Consider the following 19,195-nt stretch of genomic DNA (forward strand, 5'->3'; position numbering starts at 1 on the left):
GCCGGTGCCGCGAGCGTGACCGCCCCCGCCGCCGCGCGCGCCTGGACGCTGACGGCGCTCACCGTCGCCTGGGTGATCCTGGCCGCCGTCGTCGCCGGAGCGGGACTGCTGCTGCGGCGCCACCGGCGTGGCTCGGCGGCGGCCGGCGCCGAACTCCAGGCCCTGCACGCGCGCGTGGCCAGGAACAACGCGGAGTCGGCCCATCTGGTGAACGTCACGCTCCCCACCGTGGTGAAACGTCTCCGCGAAGGAGCGGGCACCGAGGAGACGCTCGCCGGCGTCCCCACGCCGACCGATCCCCAACTCCAGCGGTTCCTGCGGGCGTTCGCCGACGAGGTGGCGCTCGGCGAGCACCGCGCCGCCGCCGCGACCGCCGGCCACGAGGCAGCGGTGGCCAGGCTCGGCCGGATCGCCGACGATCTGGACGTCCTGTCGGCGGTGACGCTGCCCACGGCGCTCGGCGGTCTCCGCGAGGGCCGGAGCGCCGACACCGTACTGGCCGATCTGAAACGGCCGTCCGATCCGCGGCTCCGCGTCCTGACCGAGGCGGTCGTACGGGATTTCGCCGTCAGCGAGCGGCGCGGCTCCGCCGCCCAGGCGGCCAGCGCCAAGGCCCTGAGCCGGGTCCAGGCCAAGGCGGTGAGCATGCTGGCCGATCTGCGCGAGATGCAGGAACGTCACGGCGAGGAGGTGTTCGGCGATCTCCTGAAGCTCGATCACAACACCTCGCAGCTCGGGCTGATGACCGACCGGCTGGCGCTGCTGATGGGCGGCCGGGCCGGCCGCGCCTGGAACAAGCCGATCCCGATGGAGAGCGTCCTGCGCGGCGCGGTCGGCCGGATCGCGGCCTACCGTCGGGTACGGCTGCACTGCTCCAGCACCGCGGCCGTCGCCGGATTCGCCGCCGAGGGCGTGATGCACCTGCTGGCCGAACTGATGGACAACGCCGCGAACTTCTCCCCGCCGATCGACGAGGTGCACGTCTACGTCGAGGAGCGCTCCGCGGGGATCGTGGTGACCATCGAGGACAGCGGACTGAAGATGGCGGACGCGGCGATGCGGCGCGCCGAGGAGTCGGTGTCGGGACGCGCCAACGACCTGGCGTCCCTCCAGGGCACCCGCCTCGGTCTGGCCGTCGTGGGACGGCTCGCGGCCAAGTACCACCTGAGCGTCAACTTCCGCCCCTCCTCGCGCGGCGGCACCGGCGTGGTCGTGCTTTTCCCGCCGCAGCTGCTGGCCCAGCAGCGGAGCGCCGCGTCCGACGCGCGGGGCCGGCACGCCGCGCCCGTACCGGCGGCCGGGGTCACCGAGCCCGCCGTCACACCCCCGTCCGTGCCGCTGCCCATGCCGCTGCCCGCCGGGCCGCCGTCGCCCGCCAGGCCGGGGAACGGTCCCAGGGTGGCGACTTCGGGCGGGCTGCCCGTACGGCCCCCGGGGCGCACCATGGCGGCGGCGGACCGCGACAGGTCGCCCGCGGACGGCACGGGCGACCCCGGCCGGCCGGGGAACGGCCCGGCGTCCGGGGCCGTCCCGCCGGGCCGTGACGCCGGATCACAGTTCGGGGCCTTCCACCGTGCCCGGTTTCCCGTGGACGGCGTCTTCGAGGAGCCCGGGCCCGAACCCGGCGACACGTCCTGAGACGCCTCCCGTTCCCCCGTACGGCGCCGGAAGCACGGGCGCACCAGGCGCCGATCCCGTCAGCGAACGCGAGCGATGTGAGATTGGAGGCACGGGCCGGTGATCCGCCTCCCCCGGCGGTTGCCGTCCCACGCAACCCATGCACCCCATGCCAACGACCGACAACAGCCTGACCTGGCTCCTGGAGAGCCTGCTGGAGCGCACCCCCGGCACCCGGCACGCCCTGGTGCTCTCCCGCGACGGGCTCAAACTCTGCTGGAGCCGCCATCTCACGCTCGACCAGGCGGACCAGCTCGCGGCGATCTGCTCCGGCATCCAGGCGCTCGCCCAGGGCGCCTCCGTCGAGTTCGGCAACGGCGTCGGCGGTGTACGCCACTCGATGACCGAGTTCCACGGCGGCCTGCTGTTCATCGTGGAGGCGGGCGACGGCGCGCATCTCGCGGTGGTCGCCGAGGACGGCGCGGACCCCGGCGTGGTGGGCCATCAGATGACCGAGCTGGTCGATCAGATCGGCGAGCATCTGCGGGCCGAGCCCCGGACCCCGGTGTCCTCCGAGGCCGCCCCGTCATGACCCGCAGGCCTGTCGACACCGGTGATCCGGACCGGCTGTACACCGTCACCGGTGGCCGCAGCCGGGCCGGCCACGACGCGTTCGACCTGGTGACGCTGATCGTCAGCGAGTGCGCGCCGGACCGGGGGACGCAGTCGGAACACCGGGCGATCCTCGACCTGTGCCGGCATCCCACGGCGGTCGTGGAGATCTCGGCGGAGCTGAGACTGCCCGTGACGGTCGTACGGATCCTGCTCGGCGACCTCCGGGCGACGGGCCGGATCACGGCCCGTCATCCGCGCGTGACGCCTTCCGCCTCCGCCCTTCCCGACCCGGCCCTCTTGAAGGAGGTGCTCCATGGACTCCGCAACCTCTGAGCTGCCCGCCCGCACCCCACTGACCGACGCCGCCGAGACCGGACTGAAGATCGTGATCGTGGGCGGTTTCGGGGCCGGCAAGACGACTCTCGTGCGGTCGGTGAGCGAGATCCGTCCGCTCAACACCGAGGAGGTGATGACGCAGGCCGGCGTGGGTGTCGACGAGACTGCCGGACTCACCACGAAGACCACGACGACGGTCGCCTTCGACTTCGGCCGGATCAGCCTCAGCGACCGGGTGGTGCTCTATCTGTTCGGGGCGCCGGGCCAGGAGCGGTTCTGGTTCCTGTGGGACCGCCTCTTCTCGGGCACGCTGGGCGCGGTCGTCCTGGTCGACACCCGGCGGATGAGCGAGTCCTGGTACGCGATCGACCGGCTGGAGCACCACGGGACGCCGTTCGTGGTCGCGGTCAACCGGTTCGACGACGACATCTCCGCGTTCTCGCTCGACGAGATCCGGCAGGCGCTGTCGCTGCCCGGGCACGTCCCGCTGATCGACTGCGACGCGCGGGTCCGCTCGTCCGGCAAGAACGTCCTGATCGCCCTCGTGGACCACCTGTACGAACTGGCGATGGCACGGGAGTTGACGCCATGACCGATCCACACACCCACTGGTCCGATCCACTCGACGCGCCGGAGGCGCCCCCGCGGGCGCAGCCGCCGCCCGGCTGCCCCGCCGCGCACCGGGACTCGGTACCGCTGAGCGGTCTCGAATTCCAGCAGACCCCGTCGCAGCTCTACCGCAGCCTGCGCCGGGAACACGGCCCGATCGCCCCCGTCCTGCTGGACGGTGGCATCCCGGCGTGGCTGGTCCTCGGCTACTCCGAGGTCAGCTATGTCACCAGCCACGACGAACTGTTCGCGCGGGACTCGCGCCGCTGGAACCAGTGGCCGGCGATCCCGGCCGACTGGCCGCTGCTGCCGTACGTGGGCCACCAGCCGTCCGTGCTGTTCACCGAGGGCGCCGAGCACCGGCGGCGGGCCGGTGTGATCACGGAGGCCCTCGAAGCGGTCGACCAGTTCGAACTCGCCCACGACTGCCGGCAGATCGCCGAGCAGCTCATCGACGCGTTCGCGGGCTCCGGGGTCGCCGAGCTGATGGCCGCCTACGCCCACGCGCTGCCGATGCGGGCTGCCGTCCGGATGTGCGGCATGCCGGCGGGCGGCGCCGACACCGAGGGGCTCGTCCACGATCTGCGGGTGTCGCTGGACGCGGCGGAGGGGGACGACCCGGTCTCGGCCTACGTACGGGTGCAGGAACGCATCCAGGGGTTGGTGCGGGAGAAGCGCGCCCGGCCCGGCTCGGACGTCACCTCACGGATGCTGGGCCATCCGGCGGGGCTGGCGGACGACGAGATCGTCCAGGACCTGATCTCGGTCATCGCGGCGGCGCAGCAGCCGACGGCCAACTGGATCTGCAACACGCTGCGTCTGCTGCTGACCGACGACCGGTTCGCGCTGAACGTGTCGGGCGGGCGGCTGAGTGTCGGGCAGGCGCTCAACGAGGTGCTGTGGCTGGAGACCCCGACGCAGAATTTCATCGGCAGGTGGGCGGTCCGCGACACACAGCTGGGCGGCCGGCACATCAGGGCGGGTGACTGTCTGGTCCTGGGGCTGGCGGCGGCCAACACGGATCCGCAGATCTGGCCCGACGGGCACATCGGCGCGGAGAACTCGGCGCATCTGTCCTTCAGCAACGGCGAGCACCGGTGTCCGTATCCGGCGCCGCTGCTGGCCGATGTGATCGCCCGTACGGCGGTCGAGACGCTGCTGGAGCGGCTGCCGGATGTCGTACTGGCGGTGTCGCCGGGCGAGTTGAGGTGGCGGCCGTCGATCTGGATGCGTGGTCTGACAGCGCTGCCGGTGGAGTTCACGCCGGTGGTGGGTTGAGACGCCGCCCTCGCGGTCCCGCGCCGGACGGGCTCGGCGGAGCCCGTCCGGCGAACGCGTGGCGGGTCAGCCCGCGACGGGGGTGAACTCCACCGGCAGTGACTTCGGGCCCCGGGTGAACACCCCCTGCTCGACCGGGTCGAAGCCGTCGGCCAGCCGCAACCCGGGCATCGCGTCGAGCAGTTGCCCGACCCCCACCCGTACCTCCGCCCTGGCGAGCAGCGCGCCGACGCAGAAGTGCCGCCCGAGCGCGAAGGCCAGGTGGTCCGCGGCGGCGGAGAACGCGGTCGTCGTGGTCAGGTCGTCGCGGAAGATGTCGAACATGTCCGGCTCGGCGAAGCGGTCGGCGTCCCTGTTGGCCGCGCCTATGAGGCAGGTGACGGTGGCGCCCGCCGGTACGGTGCCGCCGCTGAGGGCGACCTCCTCGGCGGTCTGCCGCATGATCATGTGCACCGGCGGGGTGTAGCGCAGCGTCTCGGCGAACGCCCGGTCGATCAGGGTCCGGTCCTCGCGTACGGCGGCGAGCTGGTCCGGGTGGAGCAGCAGATTCGCGAAGATCGAGGCGATGGCCTTGTCGGTGGTCTCGCCGCCGGCCGCGAGCAGCAGGCTGCAGAACGCCTTGATGTCCTCGTCGCTCATCCGTACCCCGTCGACCTCGGCGGCGCAGAGTGTGGACAGCAGGTCGTCGCCCGGATCGTCCCGGCGGGCGCGGATGACCGGGATCATGTACTCGGCGAACTCGATCCGGGTCCGTTCCCCCGCGGCGGTCACCTCGGGATCGCCGGACAGATTGCCGAGGAAGGCGATGACGGTGGTGTACCAGCCGTGGAAGCGGGCGTGGTCGGCCCGGTCGAGTCCCAGCATCTCGGCGATGACGTCGACGGGGAAGCGGGTGGCGAACCCGTCCACCAGGTCGACGCCGCCGGTGTGCCGGAAGGCGTCGATGAGCCGGCGGGAGTTGCGTTCGATGACCGGCAGGAACTTCTCCTCCAGGTCGCTGCCGCGGAACGCGGGAGCGACGAGCGCGCGGCGTACGGCGTGGTCCCGGCCGCTCAGCTGGAGGATCGTCTTCCCGTGCACGGGCTCGATCTGCCAGTGGTAGTTCTCGGTGGTGAACGCCGACGCCTTGTCCTTGAAGGCCCGTTCCACGTCCTCGTACCGGGAGATGAGGTAGCTGTTGGTGGCCTCGTGCCAGATCAGCGGCGCGCTCTCGCGCATTCTGCGGTAGCCGGGGTACGGATTCGCGGCGAACTCCGCGGACAGGATGTCGGGGACCTGCTGTGCGGTGGCCATGGGGCTCCCTCGGTTGAAGCGACGGCAAGGTTCACCACGGGCCAGGCTATTGACTCGCCGTCAGTTCAGACAGGGGGTGTCCTGGCGACCTGGTGCCGGAGCGGGGCCCCGCGTCGCTTACGGTTCCGGTGGACGCACGCGTGAATGGGCGCCGGACGGACGGCAGGCGGAGGAGACGGCATGACACAGCGGGCACTGATCGCGGGTGTGGGCGGACACGAGCCCGTGATCGCTCCTACGGCGTTCGTCGCGCCGACGTCGGTGGTGGTCGGAGAGGTCGGCCTGGCAGCCGGTTCGAGCGTCTGGTACCACACGGTGCTGCGGGCCGACGGGGGTCCGATCGTCATCGGAGCCGACAGCAACATCCAGGACAACTGCACCGTCCATGTCGACCCGGGCTCCCCCGTCACGATCGGCGAGCGGGTCTCGGTGGGTCACAACGCCGTGCTGCACGGCTGCACGGTCGAGGACGACGTGCTGGTCGGCATGGGCGCCACCGTGCTGAACGGGGCGCACATCGGTGCGGGTTCACTCGTCGCGGCGCAGGCACTGGTGCCGCAGGGGATGCGCGTACCGCCGGGTTCGCTGGTCGCGGGCGTGCCGGCCAAGGTGAGGCGGGAGCTGACCGAGGAGGAGCGCGAGGGCATCAAGCTCAACGCGGCGGTCTATCTGGAGCTGGCGAAGCGGCATCGGGCCGTGTACGAGGACTGAGGGCGGACGGCGAGCGCGCGGGCGGCCGTCAGTCGGTGGCGGGTGCGGGCGCCGGGTCGAGCGGACCCGCCGCGCCCTCGGCGGGGGTCCCGCCCCGCGCCGACGCCTTCTTCGCGCGGTTCTTGATGACGAGCATCGACGTGAGGCCGATCATCACGGCGAGGACGAGGCCCAGCCAGGAGAAGCGCTTCAGCCATGCCTCGGCGACGATGCCCAGCGAGTAGATGACGGCGGTGGTGCCCCCGGCCCAGACAATTCCGCCCAGGACGTTGGCGACGAGGAACTTCCAGTAGGGCATCCGCAGCACTCCGGCGAGCGGCCCGGCGAAGATCCGCAGCAGGGCGACGAAACGGCCGAAGAAGACCGCCCACATGCCCCACTTCTGGAACGACCGCTCGGCCATGGCGATCTGCGCCTCACCGAAGTGGTTCGGGAACCTCCCGCCGAGCCGGGCGAGCAGCGGTCTGCCGCCCTTGCGGCCGATGGCGTACCCGATCGAGTCGCCGATGATCGCGCCGGCGGTGGCGCACGCGCCGAGGATGTACGGGTTGATGTCACCGTGCTGCGAGGCCAGCAGGGCGGAGCTGACGAGGACGATCTCGCCCGGCAGCGGGATACCGAGGCTTTCGAGCCCGATCACCACGCCGACCAGGGCGTAGACACTGATCGCCGGTACGGTCTCCAGCCACTCCTGGACGTGCAAGACCGGTTCCTCCTGTGTCGGTGTGCCGCTGCCCGGCGTGCGCCTGGAAGGCGCACGCCGGGCAGCCTACCTGTAGGACACACCCTTCGATGACCGGGGCGGACCGCGCCCCGGTCGCCGGCGGCGGCCCGGTCAGGTGTTGAGGCGCAGCGTCCAGACGATGGTCATCTCGCCGGTGACGGCACCGTCCTCCCGGTTGAAGACGACGGTGACGGGGATCTCCGGGCGCCCGCCCGCGTCGAGTTCGGCGACGACGTCCGCGACCGGGCGGCCGAGGGTGGCGGTGGCCGTGACGACGCCCATGGCGAGCTTCTTGTAGCCGATCTCCGCCTTGACGACGAGCGGTACGGCGCGGGCGAGCTGGTCGCCGAAGGCGGCGAGGACGACGGCGCCGCTGACGGTGTCGCCGAGGGTGAACATCGCGCCGGCGTGCGGGCCCCCGACGTGGTTGTGGAAGGCGGGCTGGTCCGGAAGCCGTACGACGGCGCGCTCGGCGGTGGTTTCGAGGAACTCCATGTGGAGAGTCCTCGCCATGGGAACGGTGGCGGCGAGCATCTCGCCGACGGTCATCTGATCGGAACTCATACGAGATTATATTACTCACGAGTAGCGTCAGTTGCCATCCTGCGACAGGGCGGCCGTAGCAGTGCGGGGACGGCCCATCTATCGTTACTCGCCATGTGGCCAGGACAGCAGCCGCCCGGGGGCGAGCAAAACCCGCAGGATCCGAATTCCAACCCGTACCAGCAGCCGGGGTACCAGCAGCCGAATCCCTACCAGCAGCCGGGATATCAGCAGCCTGGGTATCAGCAGCAGCCCGGCTACCCGCAGCAGCCGGGACAGCAGCCGCCCAACCCGTACCAGCAGCCGACCGTGCCGCAGCAGTACGCGGTGCCGGGGCACGGCGGGCCGGGCGGACCCGATCCCTCGCAGGACAAGAAGCGGACGAAGATGGTCGCGATCATCGCGGCGTCGGCGGTCGTCGTCGCGGCGGCGGCCACGGGCTTCTTCGTGCTCGGCAAGGACGACGACAAGTCCACGAACGTCGCCGACGACCCCAAGGCCTCCGCATCGAAGGAGCCGAAGGAGAAGGAGACGCCGGAGGACAACCCGCGCGACGGTTCGGGCGTGGGCAAGCCCACCATCGCGGGCTGGAAGGTCGTCACCAACCCCAACCACGGCACGCAGTTCGACGTCCCCGCCGACTGGGTGGTCGAGAAGCCCGACACCTTCTCGGGCTTCGAGGACGTCGAGAAGGGTGACGGCTCCCCCGCCATCACCTTCTCCGCGCCGGCCTTCCTGAAGACCGCCTGGTGCGAGCAGGACACGGACCAGGACGGCGAGATCGAGGACGTCAGCCTCGGCGGCACCGGCACCAAGGGCGGCAAGGGCGCCAAGGACACGGCGACCGCCGCCAGCAACGAGTCCGGCAGCTGGGTCTGGGCCGCGTACGCGCAGGAGGCCACCAAGGATCAGCAGCAGAAGGCGATCAAGGTCGAGAAGTCCAAGGCGTACACGACCAAGGCCGGGCTCAAGGGTCACTACTCGACGGCCGCGAGCACGGGCCTGCCGAAGAAGGAGAAGTGCGACACCGACGGCAAGTCGATCGCCTTCACCTTCACCAACGCCAAGGGCGACTTCACGACGTGGGTCCTGTACGGCGCCAGGGGCGTCGACGACGAGATCCCCGACGAGACGCTGATGAAGATCATGAGCACCGTCCGGCTGGCCGAGTAGCCCACCGGAACGGTTGAGCCCCGAGCACTGAGCCCCGGGTCCCGCGTACGCGCCGGGCCCGGGGCTCAGCCGATGCCGAACGCCCCCTCGGGCGGCTCGGGCGACGCCACCGCGCCGGCGTCCCGCACGATCGGCGCGGTCCCGGTGAACCGCCGCAGCGACTCCCCGTGTTCGACGCGCGCCGGAAAGGCGTCGGAGGCGGTCCGGCGGGCCAGGGCCGCCGTGTCGATCGGCGCGTGGGAGGCGAGGAGTACGGCGTTGCCGAAGCGGCGCCCGCGCAGCACCGACGGCTCGGCGATGAGTGCCATCTCCTCGAACACCGAGGCGAACGTGGCCAGTTGGGACGTGAGGAAGGTGAAGGGCGCGCCGTCGGCGAGATTGGCCGCGTAGAGGCCGTCGTCCCGCAGCACCCGTTCGGCCAGGCGCGCGTACTCCACGGACGTCAGATGGGCGGGCACCCGTGAGCCGCCGAAGACGTCGCCGATGAGCAGATCGACCGAGCGGGCCGGCGCCGAGGCGAGCCAGGCGCGGGCGTCGGCGTCGTGCACGGCGATCCCGGCCCCCTCCGGGAGGGGCAACTCCTCGGCGACCAGGGCGAGCAGCGCCCCGTCGGCGTCGACGACGTCCTGAGCCGAGCCGGGCCGGGTCGCGCTCACGTAACGGGGCAGGGTGAGGGCCCCGCCGCCGAGATGGAGCACGGCGAGCGGCTCGCCCTCGTCGGCGACGCGGTCGACGACGTGCCCGAGGCGCCGGGTGTACTCGAATTCGAGATGGGTCGGGTCGTCCAGGTCGACGTACGACTGGGGCGCGCCGTCGACCGTCAGCAGCCACGCCCGTTCCCGGTCCACGTCCGGCAGCAGCCGGGCGGTGCCGCAGTCGACGGTCCGGATGACGGGGATGGCTTCGCTCACCGCCCCATTGTGCGTGCCATGCCCCGCGGACCCGACAGCGCCCGTCCCTCCCCGGAGCGGGGGAGACGGGCGCCATCGGGCCGCCGGTGGTCAGAGCAGCTCGGTCACCGTGCCCGCGCCGACCGTGCGTCCGCCCTCGCGGATCGCGAAGCCGAGCCCGGACTCCAGCGGCACGTCCCTGCCCAGCTCCACGGTCAGGGAGACCGTGTCACCGGGCCGCGCGACGGCCAGGTCGCCGAGGTCGATGTCACCGACCACGTCCGCCGTGCGGATGTAGAACTGCGGCCGGTACCCCGTCGTCACCGGCGTCGTGCGTCCGCCCTCCTTCGCCGACAGGACGTACACCCGCGCGGTGAACCGCCTTCTGGGACGCGTGCTGTCCGGCGCGGCCACCACATGGCCCCGGCGGATCGCGTCGCGTGGCATACCGCGCAGCAGCAGGGCAACGTTGTCGCCCGCCTCGGCGGACTCCATCGGCTTCCCGAAGGTCTCCAGTGAGGTGACCGTACTGAGCTGCGGCCCGGACTCGGCGCCGAGCACCTCGATCCGGTCGCCGACGCGCACCGTGCCGCGCTCGACGGCGCCGGTGACGACCGTGCCGCGGCCGGTGATGGTCAGGACGTTCTCCACCGGGAGGAGGAACGGCGCGTCGGTGTACCGGACGGGGACCGGCACGTAGGTGTCGACCGCGTCTAGCAGCGCCCGCACGGCGTCCGTCCAGCGCGGGTCGCCCTCCAGCGCCCGCAGCCCCGAGACCCGGACGACGGGGACGCTCTCCCCGCCGTACCCGTGCGAGCTGAGCAGTTCGCGCACCTCCAGCTCGACCAGGTCGGTCAGTTCGTCGTCGCCCGCGTCGGCCTTGTTGAGGGCGACGACGATGTGGTCGACGCCGACCTGCCGGGCGAGCAGTACGTGCTCGGCGGTCTGCGGCATGATCCCGTCGAGCGCGGACACGACGAGGATCGCCCCGTCGAGCTGCGCCGCGCCGGTGACCATGTTCTTGATGTAGTCGGCGTGACCGGGCATGTCGATGTGCGCGTAGTGCCGGGTGTCCGTCTCGTACTCGACGTGCGCGATGTTGATGGTGATGCCGCGCGCCGCCTCCTCGGGGGCCCGGTCGATCCGGTCGAACGGCACGAACGTGCCGGTCCCGCGCTCGCTGAGGACCTTGGTGATGGCCGCGGTCAGGGTGGTCTTGCCGTGGTCGACGTGGCCCATGGTGCCGATGTTGAGGTGCGGCTTGGTGCGCACGTATGCCGTCTTGGGCATGGCTGACGTGTTCCTTCCAGGAACTCGAAGCGTGAAGGGGACCCCCGGGGCCTTGCCGACCCTCCCCCTGTGGGGTCCGCCGGACGATCCGGGAAGGGTCAGCTTCGGGCGCCGTCGAGCGGCGCCGCCGCGGCGGCCTCCGCCGCTTCCGCGTGCGCCGCCAGGAACGCGGCAGCCTTCGGCGCGTCCGCGACCGCGGACGACGCTGCGTGAAAGGCGTACCGGAACATGTCGTCGATGATGTCCGACCGGCGCCGCCGCGTCGACGGATTTATGGGCGTACGGCTCCGTGGTCCGGCGGCCCCGGGGGCACGTGGCTCAGAGGTTCTTCAGGGCCTCGCGCACGGAGAGCGGGGGCAGCCGGTCGCGGGCGCCCGCGACGAAGTCCTGGACGGCGGCCGGGTCGGTCTTGGCGTACTCGCGCAGGCACCAGCCGATCGCCTTGCGGATGAAGAAGTCGCGGTGCCCGGACTGCCGGAGGCAGTAGCCGAACAGCCGCCCGGTGTCGGTGGCGTCCTTGTAGGTGAGCTGGTGCAGCAGCGCGGTGCGCGCGATCCACAGGTTCTCGTCCTCGATCCAGGCGTCCATCTCGGCCGCGAGCGCGGGGTCGGCGGTGACGAGTCCGCCGGCGAGATGGGCGGCGAGTGCGTCGACGGTGTCCCACCAGGAGTGCGTGGAGACGAGATGGCGGACGACGGGCAGGAAGCCGGACGACAGCCGGCCGGTGTGACGGCGGAGGTAGTCGACCGCGAAGTACTGGTACTCCCGCTCGGGCAGCTCCCAGCAGCGCAGGGCGATCGCCGCGCAGTCCGTCTCGTCGGGACGCGGCAGCCGGTCGAGCACCTGCCGTGAGAGCGCGCGGCGTTGGGGCGCGGGGATGCCGAGGAAGGGGGCGATGTCCTTGAGATACGCGGCCGACCGCGCGGCCCGCACCGGATCGGCCGCTGTGGCGTAACTGACGACGAGCCGTTCCAGCACGGTGTCGGCGAGGGCGCTGGGAGGCGGTGCGAGGGTCATGACATGCAGGTTATGCGCCGCCACTGACAACACGTGGTGCTCTCCGGCGGGGCCGGGCGACCGCCCGAGTGGCGGTTGTCTCCCGCCTCTTGATGACAATCACATCTCGTCGTCGGTTAGTCTCCCCGAATGCTCGACCCTGTCGACAGGCCGTCCGCCGGCCTCACGGTCCGCTGGACGAGGGTGCTGCTCTCACCCTGGTCCAGGCTCTCTCTCCTCGTGCTCCTGCTGGCGTGCGCGGGGACCGCGGTGCTGGTCTACGAGCCGCAGAGATTCGTCTCGGCCGGCTGGCCGCAGCTGAGCGGCGGCGCGGCCGTGGTGCTGTTCGCCGCGGCCTACGGGGTGTGCACGGCGGCCTTCGTGCCGCGTCCGCTGCTCAACCTCGCGGCGGGTGCCCTGTTCGGTACGCAGCTCGGGCTCCCGGCGGCGATCGCGGGAACGGTGCTGGGCGCGGGCATCGCCTTCGGCCTCGGCCGCTTCCTCGGTCAGGAGGCGCTGCGTCCGCTGCTGCGGGGCCGCTGGCTGACGGCGGCGGACGGGCAGTTGAGCCGGCACGGCTTCCGCTCGATGATGGCGGTACGGCTGTTCCCGGGGGTCCCGTTCGTGGCCGCCAACTACTGCGCGGCGGTGTCGAGGATGGGCTGGCTGCCGTTCCTGCTGGCGACGGCCATCGGCTCCGTCCCGAACACGGCGGCGTACGTGATCGCGGGGAGCGAGGCGGGGTCGCCGACGTCCCCCGCGTTCCTGCTGGCGATGGGGTTCATCGTGCTGACCGGCGCGGGGGCCGGGACGCTGGCCTGGTTCAAGCGCCACCGGCTGCGTCCCGCGACCCCGGCGCCCACGGAGGCCAGGGTCCCGGAGCCGGTCGCCTGACCGGCTCCGCCCTCCACCGTCGGGCGGGCTCAGGAGAGTCCGCCCGCCAGCCCCAGGTCGCCGCCCGGCGGCACCTCCGAGAACCGCGCCACGTCCGCCTGCGTCACGGCGCCCAGCTCCCCCGGCACCCACCTCGGCGTCCGGTCCTTGTCGATGACCTGCGCCCTGATCCCCTCCACCAGGTCCGGTGTCCGCAGCGCCGCGCACGACGCCCGGTACTCCATGTCCAGCACCTCTTCCAGCGTCTTCGCGGTCCGCGCCCTCCGTACGGCGGCCAGCGTCGCCTTCAGCGCGGTCGGTGACTTCGTCAGGATCGTCTCCGCCGTCTGCTTCGCCCCGTGGTGCCCGCTCGCGAAGAGCCGGTCCACGATCTCCTCCACCGAGTCGGCGGCGTAGCACGCGTCGATCCACTCGCGGTCGGCGGCCAGCTCCCCCTCGGGCGGCGCGGACTCGTGGCGCCGTACGGCCACCGGCACGTCCGTTTCGGCGAGTTGGCCCGCCAGTCCCGGCAGCCGCCCGGAGGGCACGTAGTGGTCGGCGAGCCCGCAGAGGATCGCGTCGGCGGCGCCCACCGCCGCGCCGGTGAGCGCGAGATGCGTGCCGAGCTCGCCCGGTGCCCGGGAGAGCAGATACGTACCGCCGACGTCCGGTACGAGGCCGATGCCGGTCTCGGGCATGGCGACCCGGGAGCGTTCGGTGACGACGCGGACGTCCCCGTGGGCCGAGAGCCCCACCCCGCCGCCCATCACGATGCCGTCCATGAAGGCGACGTAGGGCATCGGGCAGTGCGCGATGCGGGCGTTGAGGCGGTACTCGTCGCGCCAGAACGCGGGCGACGCCGCGCCGCCCGTACGCGCGTCCTCGTGGATCGACCGGATGTCGCCGCCCGCACACAGTCCGCGCCCGCCGGCGCCGTCGATGACCACCGCGCCCACGTCCGGGTCCCGCTCCCACGCGGTGAGCGCGGCGTCGACGCGCGACACCATGGCGTGGGTGAGGGCGTTGAGGGCGCGCGGCCGGTTGAGCGTGAGCCGCCCCACGCGTCCGTCGCGGCGTACGAGGACGGTCTCGTCCTCCGTAGGAGGTCGTGCGGTCATCGGTCCTCTCCCCCGGCCGGCAGGTCCAGCGCCTCGACGATCCGCTCGGCGGCCAGCGTCGCCGTCAACGAGCCCTCCCGCACCTGCTGTTCGAGCGCGGGAGCCAGCTCGCGTACGCCCGGATGGCCGCGCAGCCGGTCCAGCAGGTGGTCCCTGACCATCGACCAGGTCCAGTCGACCTGCTGGTCGCTGCGCTTGCGCCCGAGGCGTCCGCTGGTGTCGAGAACCTTCCTGTGCTGTTCCAGTCGCTCCCAGACGGCGTCCAGCCCGGTGCCCTCACGGGCACTGCAACTCAGCACCGGCGGGGTCCACGCGGCGTCGGCGGGGTGCATCAGGCGCAGCGCGCCCGCGAGTTCACGCGCGGCGGACCTCGCGTCCCGCTCGTGCGGCCCGTCGGCCTTGTTGACGGCGATGAGGTCGGCCAGTTCCAGCACTCCCTTCTTGATGCCCTGGAGCTGGTCGCCGGTACGGGCGAGGCTCAACAGGAGGAAGGAGTCGACCATGTTGGCGACGGCGGTCTCCGACTGGCCGACGCCGACGGTCTCGACGAGGACGACGTCGTAGCCGGCCGCCTCCATGACGATGATCGTCTCGCGGGTGGCCTTGGCGACCCCGCCGAGGGTGCCGGCGGTGGGTGAGGGCCGGACGAAGGCCGCCGGGTCGACGGCCAGGCGCTCCATGCGGGTCTTGTCGCCCAGGATGGAGCCGCCGGTCCTGCTGGACGACGGGTCGACGGCGAGGACGGCGACCCGGTGCCCGAGGCCGGTGAGCATCGTGCCGAGGGCGTCGATGAAGGTGGACTTGCCGACGCCGGGCACGCCGCTGATGCCGATCCTGCGTGCCGTGCCGGAGTACGGCAGCAGCGCGGTCAGGAGCCGCTGGGCGAGTTCCCGGTGGTCGGCCCTGGTGGACTCCACGAGGGTGATGGCGCGCGCGACGGCCGAACGGGAGCCGTCGAGCACCCCTTTGGTGTAGGTGTCGATGTCGATGCCGGTCCGAGCTGTCACCGGCTCACCGCTCGTGGCCGAGGGCGGCGGCCAGGGTGGTGAGGAGGTCCCGCGCTGCGTCGGGGATGACGGTGCCGGGCGGGAAGACGGCCGCGGCACCCGCGCGGTGCAGTTCGTCGATGTCGCCGGGCGGGATCACGCCGCCGACGACGATCATGATGTCCTCGCGGCCCTCGCGGGCGAGTTCCTCGCGCAGGGCGGGCACGAGCGTGAGGTGTCCGGCGGCCAGCGACGACACTCCGACGATGTGCACGTCGGCCTCGACGGCCTGCCGCGCGACCTCACCGGGCGTCTGGAACAGCGGGCCGACGTCGACGTCGAAGCCGAGGTCGGCGAAGGCGGTGGCGATGACCTTCTGGCCGCGGTCGTGGCCGTCCTGGCCCATCTTGGCGACGAGGATGCGCGGGCGCCGCCCCTCGGCGCGCTCGAACTGCTCGACGGCGTCCCGGGTGCTCTCGACCGCCGGTGACGTGCCGGCCTCGTTCCTGTACACACCGGAGATGGTACGGATCTGGCCGGAGTGCCGTCCGTAGACCTTCTCCAGGGCGTCGGAGATCTCGCCGACGGTGGCCTTGGCGCATGCCGCGTTCACGGCGAGGGCCAGCAGGTTGCCTTCGAGCCCCTGGGTCGATCCGGCCTCGGCCGCGCCGGTGAGGGCGCGCAGCGCGTCCTGGCAGGCCGCCTCGTCGCGTTCGTCGCGCAGCCGGCGCAGTTTGGCGATCTGCTGTGTCCGTACGGAGGAGTTGTCGACGGAGCGGACCTCGATCTGCTCGTCGCTCTCGACGAGGTACTTGTTGACGCCGATGACGGGCTGGCGCCCGGAGTCGATCCTTGCCTGGGTGCGGGCCGCCGCTTCCTCGATCCGGAGTTTGGGGATGCCCTCCGCGATGGCCCGCGCCATGCCGCCGGCCGCCTCGACCTCCTCGATGTGCTGCCAGGCGCGGCGCGCGAGGTCGTACGTCAGCTTCTCCACATAGGCGCTGCCGCCCCAGGGGTCGATGACGCGGGTGGTGCCGGACTCCTGCTGGAGCAGGAGCTGGGTGTTGCGGGCAATGCGCGCGGAGAAGTCGGTGGGCAGGGCCAGCGCCTCGTCGAGGGCGTTGGTGTGCAGCGACTGGGTGTGGCCCTGGGTGGCGGCCATCGCCTCCACACAGGTACGGGGGACGTTGTTGAAGACGTCCTGCGCCGTGAGGGACCAGCCGGAGGTCTGTGAATGGGTGCGCAGCGACAGCGACTTGGCGTTCTTGGGGTCGAACTTCTTTACGAGCCTGGCCCAGAGGAGCCGCGCGGCGCGCAGTTTGGCGATCTCCATGAAGAAGTTCATGCCGATGGCCCAGAAGAAGGAGAGCCGGGGTGCGAACGCGTCGACGTCGAGGCCCACGTCGAGTCCGGCGCGCAGGTACTCGACGCCGTCGGCGAGGGTGTAGGCCAGCTCCAGATCGGCCGTCGCGCCGGCTTCCTGGATGTGGTAGCCGGAGATGGAGATGGAGTTGTAGCGCGGCATCTTCCGCGAGGTGTACGCGAAGATGTCGGAGATGATCCGCATCGAGGGGGCGGGCGGATAGATGTAGGTGTTGCGGACCATGAACTCCTTGAGGATGTCGTTCTGGATGGTCCCGGCCAGCTTCTCGGGCGGTACGCCCTGCTCCTCCGCCGCCACGATGTAGAGGGCGAGTACGGGCAGGACGGCGCCGTTCATGGTCATCGAGACGGTCATCCGGTCGAGCGGGATGCCGTCGAAGAGTTGGCGCATGTCGTAGATCGAGTCGATGGCGACGCCGGCCATGCCGACGTCACCGGTCACGCGCGGGTGGTCGCTGTCGTAGCCGCGGTGCGTCGGCAGGTCGAAGGCGACGGACAGGCCCTTCTGCCCGGCCGCGAGGTTGCGCCGGTAGAAGGCGTTGGACTCCTCGGCGGTGGAGAATCCGGCGTACTGACGGATCGTCCAGGGCTGGTTGACGTACATCGTCGGGTACGGGCCGCGCAGGTACGGCGCGATGCCGGGGTACGTCCCGAGGAAGTCGAGGCCCGCGAGGTCCTGCGGGGTGTAGAGCGGTTTGACGTCGATGCCCTCGGGGGTGTTCCAGACGAGGTCGGCGTCGCTCCTGCCCGTGCTCTCCTTGACGGCGGTGCGCCACTGGTCCTCGTGTCCGCCCGTGGGCGTGGCGGGACCCAGGTCGATGCCGGTGAAGTCGGGGACGGTCATGGCGCCACTCCCATGTGGTCGAGGGCGGAGGTGAGTTGGGCGACGGCGTCCCCGCCGGCGGCGACGAACTCGTCGACTCCGGCGCGGGTGAGGCTCTCGCGCAGTTCGCCCGGGCGTCCCGCGAGGTACACGCGGGTGGCACCGGCCGATTTCAGTGCCGCGGCGACGTCCCCGGCCTGTTCGGCGTAGAGCGGATCGCTGGAACAGAGGCAGGCGATGGCGGCGCCGCTGCGTTCGAAGGCGTCGGCGGCGGTGGCGGCGTCGACGGTGACGGGGTCGTGGACCGGTTCGACTCCGCCGGACTGGAAGAGGTTCGAGGCGAACGTCACCCGCGCCGTGTGCGCGGCGGCCGTGCCGAGGGCGGCCAGGAAGACGCGGGGGCGGGCGCCGGTCGACGCGAGGTGGGCGTCCGAGCGGGAGCGCAGGGTCTCGAAGGCGTCGTCGCGGTGGACGGTGGGCAGTCCGCCGGTCGCGGCCGGGGGTGACGCGTCGCGTACGACGGGGGCTTCGGCCAGATGGGGGAACTCGCTGACGCCGGTGACCGGTTCGCGCCGGCGTGCCAGTTTCTCGGAGCGGGCCGCCCAGGTCGCGGCGAGGCGTTCGGCGACCAGGCCGCCACGCAGCGCGGCGCGCTGGCCGCCGGCCCGTTCGATCTCCTGGAACCAGGCCCAGGCGGCGTGCGCGAGGTCGTCGGTGAGCCGCTCGACGTACCAGGAGCCGCCCGCCGGGTCGATGACGCGGCCGAGGTGGGACTCCTCGATCAGGATGGTCGAGGTGTTGCGGGCGATGCGCCGGGCGAACGCGTCGGGAAGTCCCAGGCTGTGGTCGAAGGGCAGCACGGTGACGGAGTCGGCGCCGCCGACCCCGGCGGCGAGCGAGGCGACCGTGGTGCGCAGCATGTTCACCCACGGGTCGCGCCGGGTCATCATCACCGACGAGGTGACGGCGTGCTGGCGCTGGGCGGCGCCGGCCGGTCCGGCACCGCTGACCTCCGCGACGCGGGACCACAGCCGGCGCGCGGCACGGAGCTTGGCGATGGTCAGGAACTGGTCGGCGGTGGCGGCGTACCTGAACTCCAGCTGGCCGCAGGCCGCTTCGACGGAGAGTCCCGCGGCGTCGAGGTCGCGCAGCGCGGCGACACCGGCGGCGAGCGAGCAGCCAAGTTCCTGCGCGGCCGAGCCGCCGGCCTCGTGGTAGGGCAGGGCGTCGACGACGAGGGCGCGCAGTCCGGGGTACTCGCGGTGGCACAGCCCGGCGAGTTCCGCCGCGGCGTCCGTGAGGCCGGCGGCCTCGTGGCCGGTGCGGGCGAGGAGGCCGACCGGGTCGGCGCCGAGGGTGCCGCACGCCTCCCCGCGCGGAACGCCGCGTTCGTCGTACAGGCGCAGCAACTCGGCCGCCGCCTCGGGGAATTCGTCGCCCGCGTCGAGCGCGACCGGGGCGAGGTCGAGGTAGACCCCGTCGACGGCGTCGGCGAGGCCGGTGACCGGCACGCCGGACCGGCCGACGGCCAGCCACAGGGAGGTGGTGCCGTTGGCGAGGTCGGCGAGTACGGCTTCGTTGGTGCGCGCGGGGTCGGTGCGCGCGTGGCGCTGGCGTACGTCCCAGCCGCCGGGCGCGGGTCCGCCGGGGGTGCCGCCCCGGGTGAAGGGCGCGAAGCCCGGCAGTCCCCCGTCGCCGGGGTCGTCGGCGGCGGTGTAGAGGGGACGGGTGGTCAGTCCGTCTTCGAGCGCTGTCGAGAGTGCGTCCTCGGCGGCGGTGCCCGAGACGTCCCGGCCGGATTTCCTGAGTACGCCCTCCACCAGACCCTGCCACTGGTCATGGGTCGGTTCGGGGAACTCGGCTGCCAGCGATAGCCCGCTGTCGGGCAGGAGCGTCATGCCGAGATGTTAGGGCAGCGCGTTCGGCGGTTATCAGGT

19 protein-coding genes are annotated in these 19,195 nt (G+C 72.0%); 8 read left to right on the forward strand and 11 right to left on the reverse strand.

Annotated elements, in window-relative coordinates:
• From GXP76_RS23665 to GXP76_RS23685, 5 genes are all read left to right on the forward strand, one after another.
• Positions 1-1,638: sensor histidine kinase KdpD (locus tag GXP76_RS23665; protein WP_242573598.1), on the forward strand; the 1,638-nt coding region annotated here is incomplete at its 5' end.
• Positions 1,639-1,786: 148 nt separating this feature from the next.
• Positions 1,787-2,209 carry a roadblock/LC7 domain-containing protein gene (locus GXP76_RS23670; protein WP_242573599.1) on the forward strand — a complete coding sequence of 141 codons (423 nt, stop codon included), beginning with the start codon at positions 1,787-1,789 and terminating at the stop codon, positions 2,207-2,209.
• A complete protein-coding gene (locus tag GXP76_RS23675; RefSeq protein ID WP_242573600.1) occupies positions 2,206-2,565 on the forward strand; it encodes a DUF742 domain-containing protein in 360 nt (119 codons plus the stop codon). Before GXP76_RS23670 ends, GXP76_RS23675 begins: the two co-directional genes overlap by 4 nt.
• Complete coding sequence (locus tag GXP76_RS23680) at positions 2,546-3,160, forward strand: ATP/GTP-binding protein (RefSeq protein ID WP_242573601.1); 615 nt, start codon at positions 2,546-2,548, stop codon at positions 3,158-3,160. Before GXP76_RS23675 ends, GXP76_RS23680 begins: the two co-directional genes overlap by 20 nt.
• The gene (locus tag GXP76_RS23685) at positions 3,157-4,455 is read left to right on the forward strand and encodes a cytochrome P450 (protein ID WP_242573602.1); all 1,299 of its coding nucleotides are present in this window, start codon (positions 3,157-3,159) and stop codon (positions 4,453-4,455) included. Before GXP76_RS23680 ends, GXP76_RS23685 begins: the two co-directional genes overlap by 4 nt.
• Positions 4,456-4,521: 66 nt before the next feature.
• Here the strand turns inward: GXP76_RS23685 and GXP76_RS23690 are convergent, their stop codons facing one another.
• On the reverse strand, positions 4,522-5,748 hold the full coding sequence (locus GXP76_RS23690; protein ID WP_242573603.1) for a cytochrome P450: 1,227 nt from the start codon (positions 5,746-5,748) through the stop codon (positions 4,522-4,524).
• A gap of 180 nt (positions 5,749-5,928) precedes the next feature.
• On the opposite strand from GXP76_RS23690, the gene GXP76_RS23695 reads away from it, so the two are divergent.
• Positions 5,929-6,459, forward strand: coding sequence for a gamma carbonic anhydrase family protein (locus GXP76_RS23695; protein ID WP_242573604.1), 531 nt, complete (start codon positions 5,929-5,931; stop codon positions 6,457-6,459).
• A 28-nt stretch (positions 6,460-6,487) separates the two neighbouring features.
• Here GXP76_RS23695 and GXP76_RS23700 read toward each other — a convergent pair whose 3' ends face one another.
• Together GXP76_RS23700 and GXP76_RS23705 are read right to left on the reverse strand one after the other, a co-directional pair.
• Positions 6,488-7,162: a DedA family protein gene (locus GXP76_RS23700; protein WP_242573605.1), complete on the reverse strand. Its 675-nt coding sequence runs from the start codon at positions 7,160-7,162 to the stop codon at positions 6,488-6,490.
• 132 nt (positions 7,163-7,294) lie between these two features.
• Positions 7,295-7,747 carry a DUF4442 domain-containing protein gene (locus tag GXP76_RS23705; protein WP_242573606.1) on the reverse strand — a complete coding sequence of 151 codons (453 nt, stop codon included), beginning with the start codon at positions 7,745-7,747 and terminating at the stop codon, positions 7,295-7,297.
• 93 nt (positions 7,748-7,840) lie between these two features.
• On the opposite strand from GXP76_RS23705, the gene GXP76_RS23710 reads away from it, so the two are divergent.
• Positions 7,841-8,899, forward strand: a complete 1,059-nt coding sequence (locus GXP76_RS23710; RefSeq protein WP_242573607.1) for a hypothetical protein — start codon at positions 7,841-7,843, stop codon at positions 8,897-8,899.
• Positions 8,900-8,964: 65 nt separating this feature from the next.
• On the opposite strand, the gene GXP76_RS23715 is transcribed toward GXP76_RS23710, so the two are convergent.
• The 4 genes from GXP76_RS23715 to GXP76_RS23725 form a co-directional block, all read right to left on the reverse strand.
• Positions 8,965-9,810, reverse strand: coding sequence for a spermidine synthase (locus GXP76_RS23715; protein ID WP_242573608.1), 846 nt, complete (start codon positions 9,808-9,810; stop codon positions 8,965-8,967).
• Between the two features lie 90 nt (positions 9,811-9,900).
• Positions 9,901-11,079: an elongation factor Tu gene (gene tuf, locus GXP76_RS23720; RefSeq protein WP_242573609.1), complete on the reverse strand. Its 1,179-nt coding sequence runs from the start codon at positions 11,077-11,079 to the stop codon at positions 9,901-9,903.
• Positions 11,080-11,177: 98 nt separating this feature from the next.
• Entirely contained in the window at positions 11,178-11,309 is a 132-nt protein-coding gene (locus tag GXP76_RS35695; RefSeq protein WP_277993732.1) for a hypothetical protein, read from the reverse strand.
• A gap of 88 nt (positions 11,310-11,397) precedes the next feature.
• Positions 11,398-12,096: a DNA alkylation repair protein gene (locus GXP76_RS23725; protein ID WP_242573610.1), complete on the reverse strand. Its 699-nt coding sequence runs from the start codon at positions 12,094-12,096 to the stop codon at positions 11,398-11,400.
• Between the two features lie 129 nt (positions 12,097-12,225).
• Between GXP76_RS23725 and GXP76_RS23730 the strand changes: the two genes are divergently transcribed.
• Positions 12,226-12,969, forward strand: a complete 744-nt coding sequence (locus GXP76_RS23730; protein ID WP_242573611.1) for a TVP38/TMEM64 family protein — start codon at positions 12,226-12,228, stop codon at positions 12,967-12,969.
• Between the two features lie 29 nt (positions 12,970-12,998).
• Here GXP76_RS23730 and GXP76_RS23735 read toward each other — a convergent pair whose 3' ends face one another.
• From GXP76_RS23735 to GXP76_RS23750, 4 genes are read right to left on the reverse strand one after another with little or no spacing between them, the layout of a single operon-like run.
• On the reverse strand, positions 12,999-14,066 hold the full coding sequence (locus GXP76_RS23735; protein WP_242573612.1) for an enoyl-CoA hydratase/isomerase family protein: 1,068 nt from the start codon (positions 14,064-14,066) through the stop codon (positions 12,999-13,001).
• Entirely contained in the window at positions 14,063-15,073 is a 1,011-nt protein-coding gene (meaB, locus tag GXP76_RS23740; protein WP_242573613.1) for a methylmalonyl Co-A mutase-associated GTPase MeaB, read from the reverse strand. The genes GXP76_RS23735 and meaB overlap by 4 nt, the downstream gene beginning before the upstream one ends.
• 4 nt (positions 15,074-15,077) lie before the next feature.
• On the reverse strand, positions 15,078-17,279 hold the full coding sequence (scpA, locus tag GXP76_RS23745) for a methylmalonyl-CoA mutase (protein WP_242573614.1): 2,202 nt from the start codon (positions 17,277-17,279) through the stop codon (positions 15,078-15,080).
• Positions 17,276-19,156: a methylmalonyl-CoA mutase family protein gene (locus GXP76_RS23750; protein ID WP_242573615.1), complete on the reverse strand. Its 1,881-nt coding sequence runs from the start codon at positions 19,154-19,156 to the stop codon at positions 17,276-17,278. Before GXP76_RS23750 ends, scpA begins: the two co-directional genes overlap by 4 nt.
• Positions 19,157-19,195 lie beyond the last annotated feature (39 nt).

The organism is Streptomyces sp. NP-1717 (assembly GCF_022695985.1).
Taxonomy (GTDB): Bacteria; Actinomycetota; Actinomycetes; order Streptomycetales; family Streptomycetaceae; genus Streptomyces.